Source organism: Kordia zhangzhouensis (genome assembly GCF_001005305.1).
Taxonomy (GTDB): Bacteria; Bacteroidota; Bacteroidia; order Flavobacteriales; family Flavobacteriaceae; genus Kordia; species Kordia zhangzhouensis.
Genome location: NZ_LBMH01000010.1, coordinates 1 through 15366 on the forward strand (window position 1 = coordinate 1; position 15366 = coordinate 15366).

9 protein-coding genes and 1 tRNA gene are annotated in these 15366 nt (G+C 34.3%); 2 read left to right on the forward strand and 8 right to left on the reverse strand.

The window, feature by feature from the left end; genetic code table 11:
- The 8 genes from AA088_RS13995 to AA088_RS14030 all read right to left on the reverse strand — a co-directional run.
- A partial coding sequence (locus tag AA088_RS13995) for an IS1 family transposase (RefSeq protein WP_046745658.1) occupies window positions 1–589 on the reverse strand: 589 nt, incomplete at its 3' end.
- A 159-nt stretch (window positions 590–748) separates the two neighbouring features.
- Window positions 749–1249 (reverse strand): hypothetical protein, encoded by a 501-nt coding sequence (locus AA088_RS14000; protein ID WP_046745659.1) that lies wholly within the window; start codon window positions 1247–1249, stop codon window positions 749–751.
- Between the two features lies 1 nt (window position 1250).
- Window positions 1251–6386: a DUF6443 domain-containing protein gene (locus AA088_RS17755; RefSeq protein WP_052752916.1), complete on the reverse strand. Its 5136-nt coding sequence runs from the start codon at window positions 6384–6386 to the stop codon at window positions 1251–1253.
- Window positions 6387–6390: 4 nt separating this feature from the next.
- On the reverse strand, window positions 6391–9792 hold the full coding sequence (locus AA088_RS14010) for a hypothetical protein (protein ID WP_157547238.1): 3402 nt from the start codon (window positions 9790–9792) through the stop codon (window positions 6391–6393).
- Between the two features lie 56 nt (window positions 9793–9848).
- Window positions 9849–10205 carry a LytR/AlgR family response regulator transcription factor gene (locus tag AA088_RS14015; RefSeq protein WP_046745661.1) on the reverse strand — a complete coding sequence of 119 codons (357 nt, stop codon included), beginning with the start codon at window positions 10203–10205 and terminating at the stop codon, window positions 9849–9851.
- Between the two features lie 675 nt (window positions 10206–10880).
- Window positions 10881–10954, reverse strand: a tRNA-Asn gene (locus AA088_RS14020).
- 99 nt (window positions 10955–11053) lie between these two features.
- Window positions 11054–12376 (reverse strand): RIP metalloprotease RseP, encoded by a 1323-nt coding sequence (rseP, locus tag AA088_RS14025; RefSeq protein ID WP_046745662.1) that lies wholly within the window; start codon window positions 12374–12376, stop codon window positions 11054–11056.
- A gap of 117 nt (window positions 12377–12493) precedes the next feature.
- The gene (locus tag AA088_RS14030) at window positions 12494–14248 is read right to left on the reverse strand and encodes a M1 family metallopeptidase (protein ID WP_046745663.1); all 1755 of its coding nucleotides are present in this window, start codon (window positions 14246–14248) and stop codon (window positions 12494–12496) included.
- A gap of 140 nt (window positions 14249–14388) precedes the next feature.
- Between AA088_RS14030 and AA088_RS14035 the strand changes: the two genes are divergently transcribed.
- A complete protein-coding gene (locus AA088_RS14035; RefSeq protein WP_046745664.1) occupies window positions 14389–15057 on the forward strand; it encodes an SCO family protein in 669 nt (222 codons plus the stop codon).
- A 78-nt stretch (window positions 15058–15135) separates the two neighbouring features.
- On the forward strand, window positions 15136–15363 hold the full coding sequence (locus AA088_RS14040; protein ID WP_046745665.1) for a FeoA family protein: 228 nt from the start codon (window positions 15136–15138) through the stop codon (window positions 15361–15363).
- Window positions 15364–15366: the final 3 nt, after the last annotated feature.

Below are 15366 nucleotides of genomic sequence, written 5' to 3' on the forward strand. Positions count from 1 at the left end.
TTAATCGTTTGATATGTGTTCTCAGTGTTAAATTCATACGCTCAATTCTATTAGTACAATATTGAAAGCGTTTGTGAATTTCTTTTTGAATGATAGTCGGGTAAATATTTAATCTGTCTGTATAAATTCTATTAGGTTGAAGTAAAAGAACTTTGTCAATTAACGGTTTGATATTTTCTTTGGTTTTTCTACCAACAAAGAAATCAATCACAGAGTTTGTTTGTTGCTCAATCGCATAGGTAATCCAAGTAAAATCTTCTTTTCGTTCTATAAATGTCCATAGTTCATCAACTTCAAATTTACATCCTAGTTTATTGAAATATGGAATCTTAATTTCGTTAGCGATTTTCAACATTCGTAATTGTACTGTTTTCTTTGAAATTTTCAATATTCTTGAAATACTTCGAATACCACAACCTTCTTTTAATAAAGAAGTTATTAAACTATTAGTATGTTCAGTATATGCTTCATAAGTATATTTTAAGTGGAATTTTTTATTGCACGATGTACATTTATAACGTTGTTTTCCACTTTGAAAACCATTTTTAACTGATTGACTTCTACATTTTGGACATTGTATTTTTTCCATGCCCTAATGTAACCCACGTAGGATTAACAATCCCTTATTTTATGGGATTTAAGAAGCGTTCGTATTTTCTAACATATCAAAGAACGAAGAAAAACAGCAATCAACATTTGAGTTAACTACTGTTTTTCAGTTATTTATAATTTAAATTAAAGTTTTGCCCTAATTTACACCATTACCGTTTGCATCATTACCCGCAAATTCAAATCCTTTTCTGAATGGATTATAATCTTTTGGTAAATAAGGGTCAATTTTTAAAATAAATTGCCACATTTCAGGAGTAATTTGATATGTATCTATTATCTTTTGTTCTTTATACATAACCTCAAATCTTGGAGCGTCAAGAATTACTTCTAAATTTATTTTTGGTTTTTTTTCATAAGATTCCATTTGTTCTTTTAAAGAGTTTAAAATTTCATCAGAATTTATAAAAAATTCTTTTTCTAAATAAATACTATCAAGAACTAGATCGTTCTTATAATAATCAGCAGGTTGTTTAAAAGCAAAAGAGTTTCCATTTTGATTTATATAAATACCAGCAACATGATAACCATTCCTGTAAAATATTTTATAGTCATAGCTTTCATTAACTTTTTCAGTATTCTTGTTATTACAAGAAAATAAAATAACTGTAAAAAATAAAACAAACTTGATTTTTTTCATTCTAATTCTTTTTTTTGTTTTTCTGAAACGTAGTATGATAATTAACTCTCTTTCTTTTTCCTTGTTCTTTTCTCAAAGTATTTTCTGAAGGATAGACTATGCCTTTTTTTGATATTCTTCTAAAATCGACAAATATATTTACAGCTTCTTCGATCGGAATAATTTCTACTCGATTAACACCTTCAGGATCTGTGTAATAAATTGATTGATTTTTTCCTCTTTTAGACTCTCCTTTCATTTGAGCAAACGCATGTCCTAATTCATGATTCATCATATCAGTATCTGTCAATTCTTCTCTAATTGTAGCACCTCCATTGAAATCTTGAGAGAAAATATCGTGTCCGAAGCCTAAACTTATTGTAACATTTCCTCCAATACCATTATAAAAATTTGGATCATCCTCGTCTACTCCTTTAGAAGAACCAGAAGAAGCTCCAATCTGTCCAACATTAGTTTCTTCATCTCTATTCATATTAATGGTTAATTGTTTTTTATCTCCTATAATACTTCTAAGTAAATTTGTACCTACTGTTTTATCTCCTTTTCCTTTCTTATCAATAATAACCCTTCCCGTTTTTTTATCATATTTCAATTTATCATCAGTTATTTCACTTAGAGCTGATAAAATCTGATTTATCTCTTGTTGACTTAATTCTCTATCATTAATTGTATTTCTACCCAGAAGTATTTCTTTTCCATTTGGATCTAAAAGAAAAATTGGATTATTAGCTACATAAACATAAGGAGATACAGGAGAATATTTCTCTGCATAGATATCTACATTTATCCATCTTCCTAAAGAAGCATCATAATTCCTCCAACCATAATCACTCCAACTCAGACTTAATTCATTCTGTTCTTCCTTACCATTGTATCCATACTGATGATCCCTTCCAATAATTCCGTTATTATACCCTTTATGTTTGAGTCCAAATGGATAATAATGATTTTCTTCTTTGATTTCAGTTAATGGATCAATAGTTCCATTTTCATCAAGGTCTTCATAAGAGAGACGAATATTTCCTAAATGGTCTTTGTACTGATAAGTATAATTATATCCAAGAATTTTGCCTGGTTTTCCAGGATCAAACTCTGGTTCTATATACCCTTCTTCACTGTTAAAGAACGTAAGCGATACAGCAGATTGCGCACTTTGCTTGTTGTACACATAGCTGCCTGCATAATAGGTGTGTTGTGTGCTAGAGAGACTGCTATTATTTACAATCTTTTCTTGCTTTACACCACTCGCATCGTAAATGTAAGAAATTGTACTTTCATTATCAAATGTAATTTGCACAGGAAGATTTAAGTGGTTATAGCTAATAGATGTAATCCCTTTGTTTTTATCGGTTACCATATTTCCATTGACATCGTAGCTGTAATCATTACCTACGGTGTTCCCATCTTTAAATCCAAAGTCTACACCACTGGCATCACTCACACTCAAGAGCTGATTGCCTTGATAGGTATAACTTAAATTATCCATATCTCCGAATACTGTTGCCGCCTGATCAGTGTGTCCCGTACGAAGCAAGCCTTCAATGTTTCCATTGAGATCGTAGCTAAGGGATTTTAAATCGTAGTTTCCTGTATTACTAATTCCTTCGGTGATTCGATTCAGCGCATCGTAGTCATACACATAGCTTTTTAAAGAGCTATCTTGTCCTTTGGTCTTCCAAAGGGTACTACTGATATTTCCATTGAATAACTGCTTGGCCGGGTCTGCAATATCATTATAGGTAAGTGCAAAACTAAATAGGTCATTGCCTTGGGTATTTACATCATTGATTCCTTTGAGCCATCCACGAACGTTGTAGGTATAATCCACCTCTTGTAATTCACTCTCTAGATCCACAAGAACCAGGTCACTAATCTGACTATCGGTACTAAACATCGACACGTCTCCTAGTAATGGTGCGCCGTTATCTACAGTATCTGAAATATAAATCGTTTGATTGTTTTGCAGATAGTAAATTTGATTTCCTCGACGCTCTACCTTAAAGTTATCTCCTGCATAATAGGTGGCTACATCCCAAATCACACTGCCATTATCTCGAATATGTACTTCCGCAGCTGAATTGGTATAGATGGCATATTTGATACTTGTATAATTACTATCGCCTACCACATCAGAGAGTCCCACCATCATTGTTTTGTTAGCTTGTGTAACATTATAGCTTACATAGCCATCCCCTGAGATTGTTGTAGCGGTAGAAACGCCTCCGTTCCATGCATTAACTGATGTTTTGGTAAGCAACTCCTTGTTTTGACTTACATTGACCAAGTTGCTATACGTGCTGATACTTGGTAAGCTTCCTCCAACTTGTTTTTGAGTTAATTGTCCTAACTCATCATAATGATTTCTAGCAATGAGCTCTTTTGCATCTGTATTAATCTGTTTGGTCTGATAGAGCAGTCGATTGTTTGTATCATAGACATACTCATCATAGCTTACCACAGGATCATTCCCTGACTTTTTATGAGTAGTATGGGTTTTAAGTACTTTCCCTGTAAAATCCAACAGACTACTTACCGCATCACTGGTATTTAAATAATCATTTGTAGAACTACCATGAATTACACGTCCTTTTTCATCGTAATAGGATACAGAACTAATCCAATTGTTTGTACCTAATACACGTACCTTACCTCCCGTAGCCAATCCTTTGACATTGGAAGTAAAATCTTGTCCCAGCACTGAATAGCCGATATATACATTTTCAATAGCGGTATTAGGATCATAGAATACTCCATCGCCCACTAAAGGTCCCATAAAGCTAGTAGTCATTGAGAAAAAGGTAGTTCCGTTTTGTTTGAATAAAATTTGATTGCCTGCGCGCTCTACTCTAAAAGTATCGCCAATAGCACAGTAAATCACAGGAATGGATTGAAGCACTCCGTCTTTATAGACACGCACTCGTTTATCGGTTCCATATCCTGTGTAGATTGCGTAATCGATACTGTCGTAATGAATATCACTGGCCGTTGCCTCATCGGTGAGTCCTACCATCACACGCTGATTATCGGTTTGAGTAATGGTATACTGAATATAGCCGTCGCCTTCGATCGCTCCTTGGGTATCGAACCCTGAATTTGTCCAAGAGGCGCCCAGACCGCTGGTTTTTTGGTGAGTCACTCCTGTAGCAGTTACTCCAGTGCTTCCATTGAAATTATAATTTGCTTCATAGGAGTTTCCAGTGTCCCAATTGTAGTCATCGTAATAGCTAACGGTAAGCACCTCTATATTGACACTTGGAAAGATTCCATTGCTGTAATACACGCTCGTATCTCCAATTAGCATAGCACTCTGAGATTTACTCTCAAACAGGGTTGTATTAGCATCCACATATCCTTGCATAGACACTCTATCTGGATTTAAGCTCTCAGGTACAGTATAGATTCCTGTATAGACCACACGTCCAAGACCATCATATTTGGTAAAAAGCCATTTGCTCTGAAGAGCCAAATTGGCATCTTGCGTCAGTACAGGTCTGTCAAGGGCATCATACACAATATATTCCCATCCTTTGGCAGGAATCTTTTTTTCAATCAGCCTATTTCTATGGTCATACTTATACTGATAACAAAGCTGGTCAAGTTCTGTGGTGCCAATAGTAGTTTTATCAGAAGCTTCTGGTGATAACACATAGGTTAGATTGCCAAAATCATCATAAATATAATAGGTATCTAACTGCTCAGTGCCGTTATAGGTACGTTTTAAAAGTACTTGTCCCGATTTATTTTTAAATTCCTCTGTGGTGTGGTCAGTCGCATAAGTTTGACTTGGCTTCCAATTCTCATCTTTGGTTATAGTTTTAAATAAAACATCAGAAGGGTAGAGTCCGTTGGATACTAGCTGAATTTCTTCTGGTTGACCAAATGGATGGGTTACATCATAGCGTTTGACAGCATCTAACGAAGAATCGTTTAGATCATATTCCATTTTGATGGTGTGGTTGAATTCTAATGACCAATCTTTTCCTGGAGCAGCTACTTGAGTGGGACGATCCGCTATGTCAAATATTTGAGTGCTGTAAGATGGATAAATTAGCCCATTCTCAGGAGCATTTTCTATGAGATTATCAATTAAAGTCTGCGGGGCACCAGATAGATTTGAAAGCGATTGTAACATTGTCAGCCCACCATTTCCAGTGGTAAAACTGCCTACTTCATTAGGATATTTATTGTGATAGAATTGTTGTTGCTGTTTGATTTCTTCATTGATATCAGGATCAATGGCTGGGTCACTTCCTATAACCCTATAACTAAAGTTTCCTCCAACTTGGTTATCGACGTACGGTAAAAATGTGGTCGCTGCTCTTCCATAATTATCATAGGAAATAATGGTTTTAATATCTCTTCCATCAGGAGACTGCCCAATAGCCACTTGCATCTGTGCTCGTCCCATCCCATCAAAATAGGTTACTTGCTCTATTTTATCTTGGCTTGGGATAGTTCCATTTGTCAGTTCTAATACTTTATAAGGTTTTTGATAGGCGATGCTGTGAACATAATTCTTGTTTTGATTGATACTTGTCTGATCTGTGGTATCAGGACAGCCATTGTACTGTCCAAAGGTATCCACACACCAGTCTCCTGCATTGGTAACATATCCCGCAGGAGAAGAACCACTACACGACATGATTACATCATTGATATCTCCAAAGCCATCGTTATCAATATCTCTGTAATAAAGAGTAGATTGGTTTAGACTTGCACTACTGTCATCACAGTCTAATTGCAAATACGAAAAGTTTTGCAATACTGCATTCTCGTCAATGACAACTGCTCCTGCCGAAGGCTGAGTACATTGTTGAATAATGGCATTGATTACGACAAAACCATCACCATCACCATCTGTAAAAGTAGCCCAATTGGTATTAGGATTAATTCCTGCATCGGTATCATCACAATCGGTGTTATCACATACAATTTTATTGGACTGAGTAAATACGTAGGTCATCTTGACTGGTGCACTACTCATATCAAATAAATTATTCGGATCCCCATAACCATCCCCATCAAGATCGTAGTAATATTGCGTGCAATTCACTACAGTAAATGGTGGTGTTTGTCCTTGTACTGTTGTCAAAAATCCAACAGTAATAAGTAGAAGTATATATAAACGTGTTTTCATCTTCTTAGTTGTTTTTGTAGTGATAGTTATTCTGACTTAGTACATTTCCATCGTGGTCTAATACATATTGTAAACGCCCCATAGTATCGTATTGATAGTAGATGTTTCTTCCTCTAGGATCAATGCTTTGAGTCATTCCAATCATTGGTTCAAATACATACGTAGTTACCATGGCATTGGGTAGTCCTGCTCGAAGCGCATCTAGTGTATTAGTTAGGGTAGTATCTGTAAGATTTTGAATGGTAGTCTCATCTACAATTGAGGCTATTTCTGTATAAGTGGCGTTTTCAATCTTAGCTACTGGATAGTTATAATTGTACCCCCATAGATAGGTGATATGCGTACCATCAGTCTTAGACACTTCACGTACTTGTCCATATTTGTTATACCCATGGTAGGTTACACGCTCCTCTAGCGCATTGGTTTTCTTGGCTGCTGACATGGATTGTAATAATAGATTAGTTGGATTATTTACAGGATCACTTCCTGTGAAACTTGCATAGGTAGTCACCGCAGTCATCATCAGTTCACTATCCTTATACTGTTTGGTGTTTAGAGGAACGTTCAGCCTGTTTTCAGCTAATAACTGAGTGTGATTTTCCTCATACGGATAGCGAATAATCGTTTCATATGTATCTCCTTTACTGTCCGTGGTAACAGTTCGTGTTGGATTGTGATGAGAAGGGATGCTTTCATAAAACATATTTGTCTGACTTGTCAGCTCTTTTACCCCTTCTTTAGAAATTACCTTTTGACTACTCGTTAAGAGTTCTCCTGGCCATAGTTTGTATAAATTACGTCCCAAGTCACAATTCCCGCCGTTCATACAGGTTTGAATTGCACCTAAATTCTCAACACTATAACGTTCTGCGCGATAGTTCCCATCAATTTTTAGTCCCCATATTTCTAGTTTATCTCCCGTTCCGTCTCCTTCCAAAATCATATATCCAGTATCAGAGATACTTTTACCGACAATTTCTTCTCGAAGGATTCTTCCAGGAATCCAGTTAAATGCATAAGGAGCTCCAGGGAAGGCTATACTATAATCTCCTTGATCTGGAAAATATGAGTAGCTACGAGTAATTTCCCTTGATTCATCACTGGTAGTGCTTAAAGTGCTATATCCTGTCTCTACAGCTACTTGGTGAATTTTCTCCTTCACATTTCGATACCCCATATATCCCGATTGAGTGGTGATAAGAGGTATCCAACTTTGAGATACAAGTTTTTGAATGACATTACTCCCTGATGAAGACATTGCAAAGTATTCTGGCATACTTAAAACATACCCTCCATGATACTCAAAGCTCTTGTAAGAGGTCAGTTTGGTTTTATCGTAGGTTTTGATGGCTTGAACTCGGAGTCCGCCAAAATAATCAAAGTACAAGTCTGGATCAGGTGGATTGGTATTTTCATCAAACCATTTTACAGTAGCTTCACTGTAATGTTCTATTAGACTATAATTGTCATTAGTAGAAGTAATTTCTATCTCAATTTTATAGGTACCCCCCATAAAAAGGTCTATAAAACCTGATTCCCATATAGACGCTGTATGGAGTAATCCTCCTGTATCGTTGTTGTAGATTTTTAGATACATATCGTTACACACATTGTCTACACCTGTATAAAAGCTATCTACATTATCACAGCGATTTGAGAAGCCCGTGTAGCTTACTTGCGTTTTGTTACTTGCTCCTACAACAGGTTTAGCATCATTGGAAATAGTAAATGTATCATAAAACTTATACGTAGTGGTGTTTCCATTTTCTGAGATGCTATGAGCATTGGTAGGAAGTGCAGATAATGAAATCGAATTTTCTAAATATGGAGGAATATCTAAATCTTTGATATCTCCTCGGTTATTTTCGTATGATAATTTAGTAACACCACCTTCTGGATAGGTAATCTTGTTAAGAATGTATGCGTCACTGTATAACGGATTGGCTTCTCTATTTGCGCCACCTCCAAAAGATAATTCATCTGGAATATCAATCAAGGTAGTATTTCCTGAAGCACCATTGTAATACCCCCAATGATCTTGTTCATAAGAACGCTTGTGTGGTAGAGCTACTGAAGTATTATAGTCAAACTTATAACTGTAATCCTTGGTTGAATCATATCCTTGATACATTCCTTGGAAAATTACTTCTTTTAAATATAGTCGTTTATTAATAAAACTATCCCCTGTAATAGTTGTATTGCTACTTCCTCCTATAAATTCAGGCTCACTACTTGGTGTGCTGACAAAATAGTCATGTACAAGCTTTATACGTTGTAATTCCTCATTTTGATTATTGAATACTTTTATAAATTCCAAACGTTGTTTGGGACTCTGCATATCTAATCGATCACTGGTAGCTCTTACAAATTCTACATAACCTTTACTACTTGTAATCTTTGTAAGTATTTTATAATTTCTTTTGGTAATGGTGTAATTAGCAATGTGTTCATTTACGCTCTGCGTTCCATCGTGAATGATCTGTGCCTCTGAAGTTTTATCAGTTGTAATATCATTGTAAGCAGCCGTTTCATACCCTGCTAGTATTGGTCGTTCATACTCCAAGGTGATCACATCTCCGTTAGGACTGGTGACTTTTACTAAATTCCAAGTCTCAATGTATGAATGTGCATCACCACCATCTAAAGGAATTTCAAACTGTCCGTTTTTCTTTTGAAATGTTTCCGAACTTTGATAGGAATTTCCTTCTTCAAACTCATAAATAATTCCATTGGTATCTGTAATTTTCCACCCTGTGATGATCCCATTGGTGTCAAAGGTAGGAACAATATTTACATTCTCATTCGGGAACTGCACGATCTCACCTTTAGGATTTACTTGTCTTTTTTGATTGAACATAAAGCGTCCCGATTGACCAAACATGTTGTAATTAAAGTCATCTGGCTCATAGTCGTATCTGTTAGAAACAGCCACATTATCTGTGTAATAGCTACAAGAATAGGTGTAGTTGTTTGGATTATAAACAGGCGGGTCTCCACTCTCTGGATTACATGCCTGTTTTACAATGGCTACTGTATAAGGATTGTGAACAAAGCCATAGGTTGAATCATCAGGATAGCCGCGTACAGTACGGGTAATTTGTCCTCCTGCTGAGAGGCTCCAACCTAGTCCGACCCAACTTGCCTCTTCATTCACGCGGTATCCACCTGCGTGATACGATAAATTAATAGGTGCTGATAGCTCTCTTCCCTGAAGAGTGTAAATAGGTACCCCAATGTTAGGAATCCCGTTGTAGTGAGAAACTGGCACTTCACTATACCGTAATAGGGAAGCTACTTCTGGAGCTTGAGGAATAATCACTGGAGTTTTGTAGTCTGTAATACTTATCTGAGAAAAAAGAGATAAGTAACAAAAAAACATACTCAGCAATGCAATAACGTTTTTCATATAGTTTTGATTTAAGTAATGTTAATTGGTATATTGAATTTTTTTGATTCTGTATTTTATACGATATTTCTTTTCTTTGATAGCTGACGATTGCGTCGAAAACTAACTGGTAGAGTAATGCTACATTCCAAGTGCATTAATCGGTAATCTGGTTCATATCGTTTAACCTGTGATGAATTAACCAAATAGGAACGGTGAATACGAATAAAACCTTCTCTAGAGAAGATCTCTTGGTAATAACCTATAGGTTTACAACTTAAAAAACGAAAACCATCTCCGGTATATATCCAAGAGTAACTCTCAAAAGCTTCTATGTATATAATTTTTGATTTAACAACATAATCACCTTTATGTTTGCTTCCTATTCTCACATATTTACTATCATTCTCTATAGTCATTTTCTCTTTAATCATAACACTTTGTTTATTTATTACAACTCCTTAAAAAACGAAGAAATAAGCAATTAAAAACTGCCTGTATTTATCAAAGAAAAGTATCTATCCTACTCACTACAACATTTTTTCGTAAACGTCGATTTTTGTAAATAAGCGTTGATTTTTTATTAATTTTTTAATATTTTTCTTGTTAATAATAAGTTAACAAATAAATCTTTCACATATTTTCGATTACAAACATCTTGATTCTATTTCATAGTCAAGTTAGATTTTAAAATCACTTTCTGTAGTTGCAATTTATTTGATTTATGTTCTAACCGATTTAGATAAATGAGTTTGTTAGTAATTATAGTAAAACCATATTTTGATAGGATTGATTTAATTATAGATATAGGTAGGATATCCCAAAGAAATTAAAGAATTTCCTCTTACCTCTTTTCCTAGGATATGTTTTTTCAGTTTTTTACTTAATCAAACTTAAGTATCGGCTTCCTGCATGGAAGTATTTTTTATGATAGAATTCTTAAAATTAATTTCAATAAAAGTTTTAGAATTTTACATGATTATTAAAAAATCATATGTATTTAAAAATAGATAATAAAGAAACCTAAATAACCTGAAAGAAAAGTTGTCTATAGAAAGTATAACCATAAAAAAAAAAGCCATCCTAATGGATGGCTTTTGAAAGCTTTGCTCCCCCTCTTGGGCTCGAACCAAGGACCCTTTGATTAACAGTCAAATGCTCTAACCAACTGAGCTAAGGAGGAGTGTTATTGCTTTTTTGCGAGGGCAAATATATACTATTTTTTATTGCTAACAAATATTTTTTTCAAAAAAATAAAAAAGTTTTGATTTCATGTTTCTTCTTATTTGACCAGATTCCAAATATCATTTCCAAATATTACAACCATTAATGTCATAATAATCACAAACCCAATTATTTGACCTATTTCCATCACTTTTTGAGATGGCGCTTTCCCTACAATCATCTCATATAGTAAGAACATTACATGTCCTCCATCTAATGCTGGAATTGGTAAAATATTTAAGAAAGCTAGCCACACAGAAAACATCGCCATAAAGCCCCAAAAGAATTCCCAATTCCAAGAAGTTGGCATCATTTCAACAATTCCTATTGGTCCTTTTACTTTTTTATACCCTTTGATAACAGGATTAAAAATAAGTTTGAACTGCTTCACTTGACGCACCAACACATTGATAGTTTCTTCAAAACCTTTCGGAATCGCTTCAAAGAAACCATACTCTTTATGAATAAACAATGGACTTAAAGCCAATGCCCTATCAGGAATTACTCCTACTCCTGTAGAATCTGGAACCATTACTGGTAAGATAATCTCTGAATTTTGTCGTGATACTTTTACTTGTATCTCGTTGCCTCTATTGGCTTTTACGTTTGTATCAAATTCGTCCCAAAATTGTACATCGATATTGTTAACTGCTAAAATTTTATCTCCTTTTAAGAATCCTGCTTTTTTAGCATTCATTGTATCTATAACTTTTCCAATAAATGGAGCCATCCTAGGCGTCACAAAGTTCATTCCTTGACTTTCTAAAGCCGCTTTTTTTCCTTCGTCACTTAGTTGAATAGTTTCTTCCTTTCCGTTACGGAATACTGTAATTTCGTCGCCTAGTAATATATCTATCGACAAATATTTATCCAATTTATCAACCGATTTCCCATCAATTTTTAAGATTTTATCTCCTGTACGTAAACCAATTTTTTCGCTTATTTGGTCAACATACAAACCATCTTTTATTTGATTAACAGGAATGTATTGTTCTCCATAATAAATAAATATTGAAGCATAAATAACCCAAGCCAATAAGAAATTTACAATAACTCCTCCTAACATGATAATCAATCGTTGCCAAGCAGGCTTTGAGCGAAACTCCCAAGGTTGTGGCGGTTGTTCCATTTGCTCTTTATCCATGCTTTCGTCAATCATTCCAGCAATTTTTACATAGCCTCCTAATGGAAGCCAACCGATTCCATACACTGTATCTCCAATTTTCTTTTTTACAATAGAAAACCATGGATCGAAAAACAAGTAGAACTTTTCAACTTTAGTTTTGAATAGTTTGGCTGGTATAAAGTGTCCTAATTCGTGAAGAATCACTAAGATTGATATAATTAGAACAAACGAAATTATCTGAATAAATACTCCCATTTACGTGTAAAATGTTTATAGAACGCACAAAAGTAAGCTTTTATGCTTACTTAAAAAAAATAGCAACGTTTTAAATCATATTTTTCCTCTATTTGAAAGGGAAAATAAACATTTATATCACTTTTCAGAAGTAAATAATGTAGTCTTATTGGCTGTATTTTTTAAAGAAGAATTGATTTCGATTTCAGCTACAGCTTCAATATCAATTCCAATTGAATTGTTTTTAGAAATCAAATCGAATTTTGGATCAAAAATCACATCTGCGATTTCAAAATCTATTCCCAAAGAAAATTCTTGTTTATTTGTTGTGTGATCTATACTTATATACATTTCTTCTCCGTTAGTTCCAATAACCAAAAATGGAACATCCATTTCAAAAAAATCTACTTTTCTACTAGATTGTGTTTGACTCACTCTAATATTTAATTCATCCTTTTCATTTTGATACCAAGCAATATCATAAGAAGGATAGCCTTCTCCATAGATCCAGTCATTAAAAAATTCTTGTAAATCTGTACCACTTGCTTTTTCTAAGTGAGCTTGTAATTGACTTGTATTAGCATAGCCATAAGCTAATTTTTCATCTTCTAAGTAATTCTTGATAGCTCTAAAGAATACTTTGTCACCTAATTTTGTACGCAACATGTGGATTACCATTGCTCCTTTATTGTAGGTTAATCGAGAACTAAAAATACGTCCTACGTTATTAAGTTTCTCATCTTGCACATATACTGACCCATTTCTAGAAGTGGTTATGTCTGCAATTTTTCCTCGCTTCCAATTGATAAAATCTTCTTCTCCGTCAAAATGATGTTCAACTAATCCAGACAAATAAGTAGCAAATCCTTCATTTAACCAGATATCATTCCACGAGTCGCAAGTAACTTTGTTTCCAAACCATTGATGCGCTAGTTCATGTGCGATAAGCGACCTGCTAAAATTACCCATAAACGAAATCGTTGAATGCTCCATTCCACCACCATATTCAAACTCTGCATGTCCGTACTTTTCATCTTTAAAAGGGTAAGTACCAAATAAATCTTGAAATAAATTCATGATATCCACAGTGACTTCTGTATACTTTTCTGCTTTTTCTCTAGATTCTGGATATACATAATTTACAATATCAAAACTGTATCCATTGTGCTGTACTGTTTGTGAAAAAACCTCGTAATCTGTCACAGCAATACCAATTAAATATGAAGGAATTGGATAGTTATGCTGCCAATGAGTCGTCATAAAATCTCCATGAATTTCTTCTGACAACACCACCCCATTTGACACAGCTTTGTATTGTTTTGGTGCTGTAATAATGATGTCTGTTTGATCTACTTTATCTTCAAGATCTTGTTTGCATGGCCACCATTCTCTAGAACCATAAGGCTCAGAAAGCGTGTATAAAGAAGGCGTATTATTATGCGATGTAGTAATAAACCCATAATCTTGAGTGTCTGTACTAGGCGTTCCCTCATATGCTATAGTAACTGCTTGAATAGCGTCTTCGCATAAGTTATCTGAAAAAGCAATAGTCAACTCGTTATCATCGTGCACATAAGCTAATTCTTGTGCATTCATAGTAACAGATGTAACTTTTAAATTGTTTGCCAAATCAAAAACGATTGTTTCTGTATTTTGCAAAGCACGAAATTCGGTGGTTACTTTTCCTTTTATATAGTGTACTGCAGGATCAACTTCCAACTCTAGTTTATGCGTTAAGAGATCGTAAGTAGCTGTATGAGTATTTGCTTGGAAGTTTTGTAAAGATCTAGCCTTTTTTTGTTCTTTTTCCACTACATCAATCAATTGCTGATTGGTTTGACTAGAGGCGACAACAGTCCACAAAAGACCAATGATTAACATTGTTTTTTTCATAGGTAAGCTAGATTTGGGACTGAAAAGATAGGAAATTTTCACTCTCAAAGATAAAAACCGTAAATTTGTTGCGGGTTTTTTCGACGAATGCGTCAAATTCACTCGTTAAACAGTAAAATTATCCGTTAAACGACATAAAAATGCGTTCCTTTTTTAAAAAATACAGACTTTTCGCTATTGTAATGATTTGTTTATCAGTCATTATTATTTCTTCTTTCTATTTTGCATTAAAGAAAGAAAATGTGCTTCCCATATATCAACCAGTAAATGTAAATGTTGAATTAGTAGATAATTCTATACAACATGTAAAAAAGTATCATAAAATAAAAGATTTTGCGCTAGTTAATCAAAATGGTGACACCATTACACAAGAAGATTATAAAGATAAGATATATGTTGCTGATTTTTTCTTTACCACTTGCGCTACCATTTGTCCAATTATGACTAAAAATATGGCAGACATTCAAAAAGAAATTCTAAATGACGATGATATTATGCTTTTATCTCATTCGGTAACACCAGAAATTGATACTGTTGCCCAACTAAAAAGGTATGCAATAGAAAAAGGAGTAATTGATAAGAAATGGAATTTGGTAACTGGTGACAAGAAGCAAATTTATGATTTGGCTCGAAAATCATATTTAGCTGTAAAGTCGCAAGGAAATGAGGATTATGGTATGGTTCACACAGAAAACTTCATGCTGATTGATAAAGAACGACGTATTCGCGGTTTTTATGATGGTACTAAAAAAGAAGATATCAAAAAACTGCTGAATGATATTGAAATTTTAAAAGAATCTTATAAATAACGCTTTTTCTTCTTAGAAATTTTCTAACTAAACTTTTTACGCTATTTTTGCTTCTTTAAAATTAATCTAAATAAATAGATGCTAACGGTTGCCGATTTAAAAAAAGGAGAAAAAGCAACAATTCTTGATTTTTCTTTAGATTCTATTCCGCTGAAACTTATTGAAATGGGTTGTTTGCCTGGAAATGAAATTGCTTTAGTACAAACAACTTTGTTTAATGGTCCGCTATTTGTCACTATTAATGACAGTAGTATTGCTATTAGAAAAGATACTGCAGCCGCTATCTTCATTGAAAAAGTAGTATAATCC

Bases quoted from the DNA above. Each gene is read 5' to 3' on its own strand.
- AA088_RS14000 (WP_046745659.1), bottom strand. From the start codon at position 1,249: ATGAAAAAAATCAAGTTTGTTTTATTTTTTACAGTTATTTTATTTTCT.
- AA088_RS17755 (WP_052752916.1), bottom strand. From the start codon at position 6,386: ATGAAAACACGTTTATATATACTTCTACTTATTACTGTTGGATTTTTG.
- AA088_RS14010 (WP_157547238.1), bottom strand. From the start codon at position 9,792: ATGAAAAACGTTATTGCATTGCTGAGTATGTTTTTTTGTTACTTATCT.
- AA088_RS14015 (WP_046745661.1), bottom strand. From the start codon at position 10,205: ATGATTAAAGAGAAAATGACTATAGAGAATGATAGTAAATATGTGAGA.
- rseP (WP_046745662.1), bottom strand. From the start codon at position 12,376: ATGGGAGTATTTATTCAGATAATTTCGTTTGTTCTAATTATATCAATC.
- AA088_RS14030 (WP_046745663.1), bottom strand. From the start codon at position 14,248: ATGAAAAAAACAATGTTAATCATTGGTCTTTTGTGGACTGTTGTCGCC.
- AA088_RS14035 (WP_046745664.1), top strand. From the start codon at position 14,389: ATGCGTTCCTTTTTTAAAAAATACAGACTTTTCGCTATTGTAATGATT.
- AA088_RS14040 (WP_046745665.1), top strand. From the start codon at position 15,136: ATGCTAACGGTTGCCGATTTAAAAAAAGGAGAAAAAGCAACAATTCTT.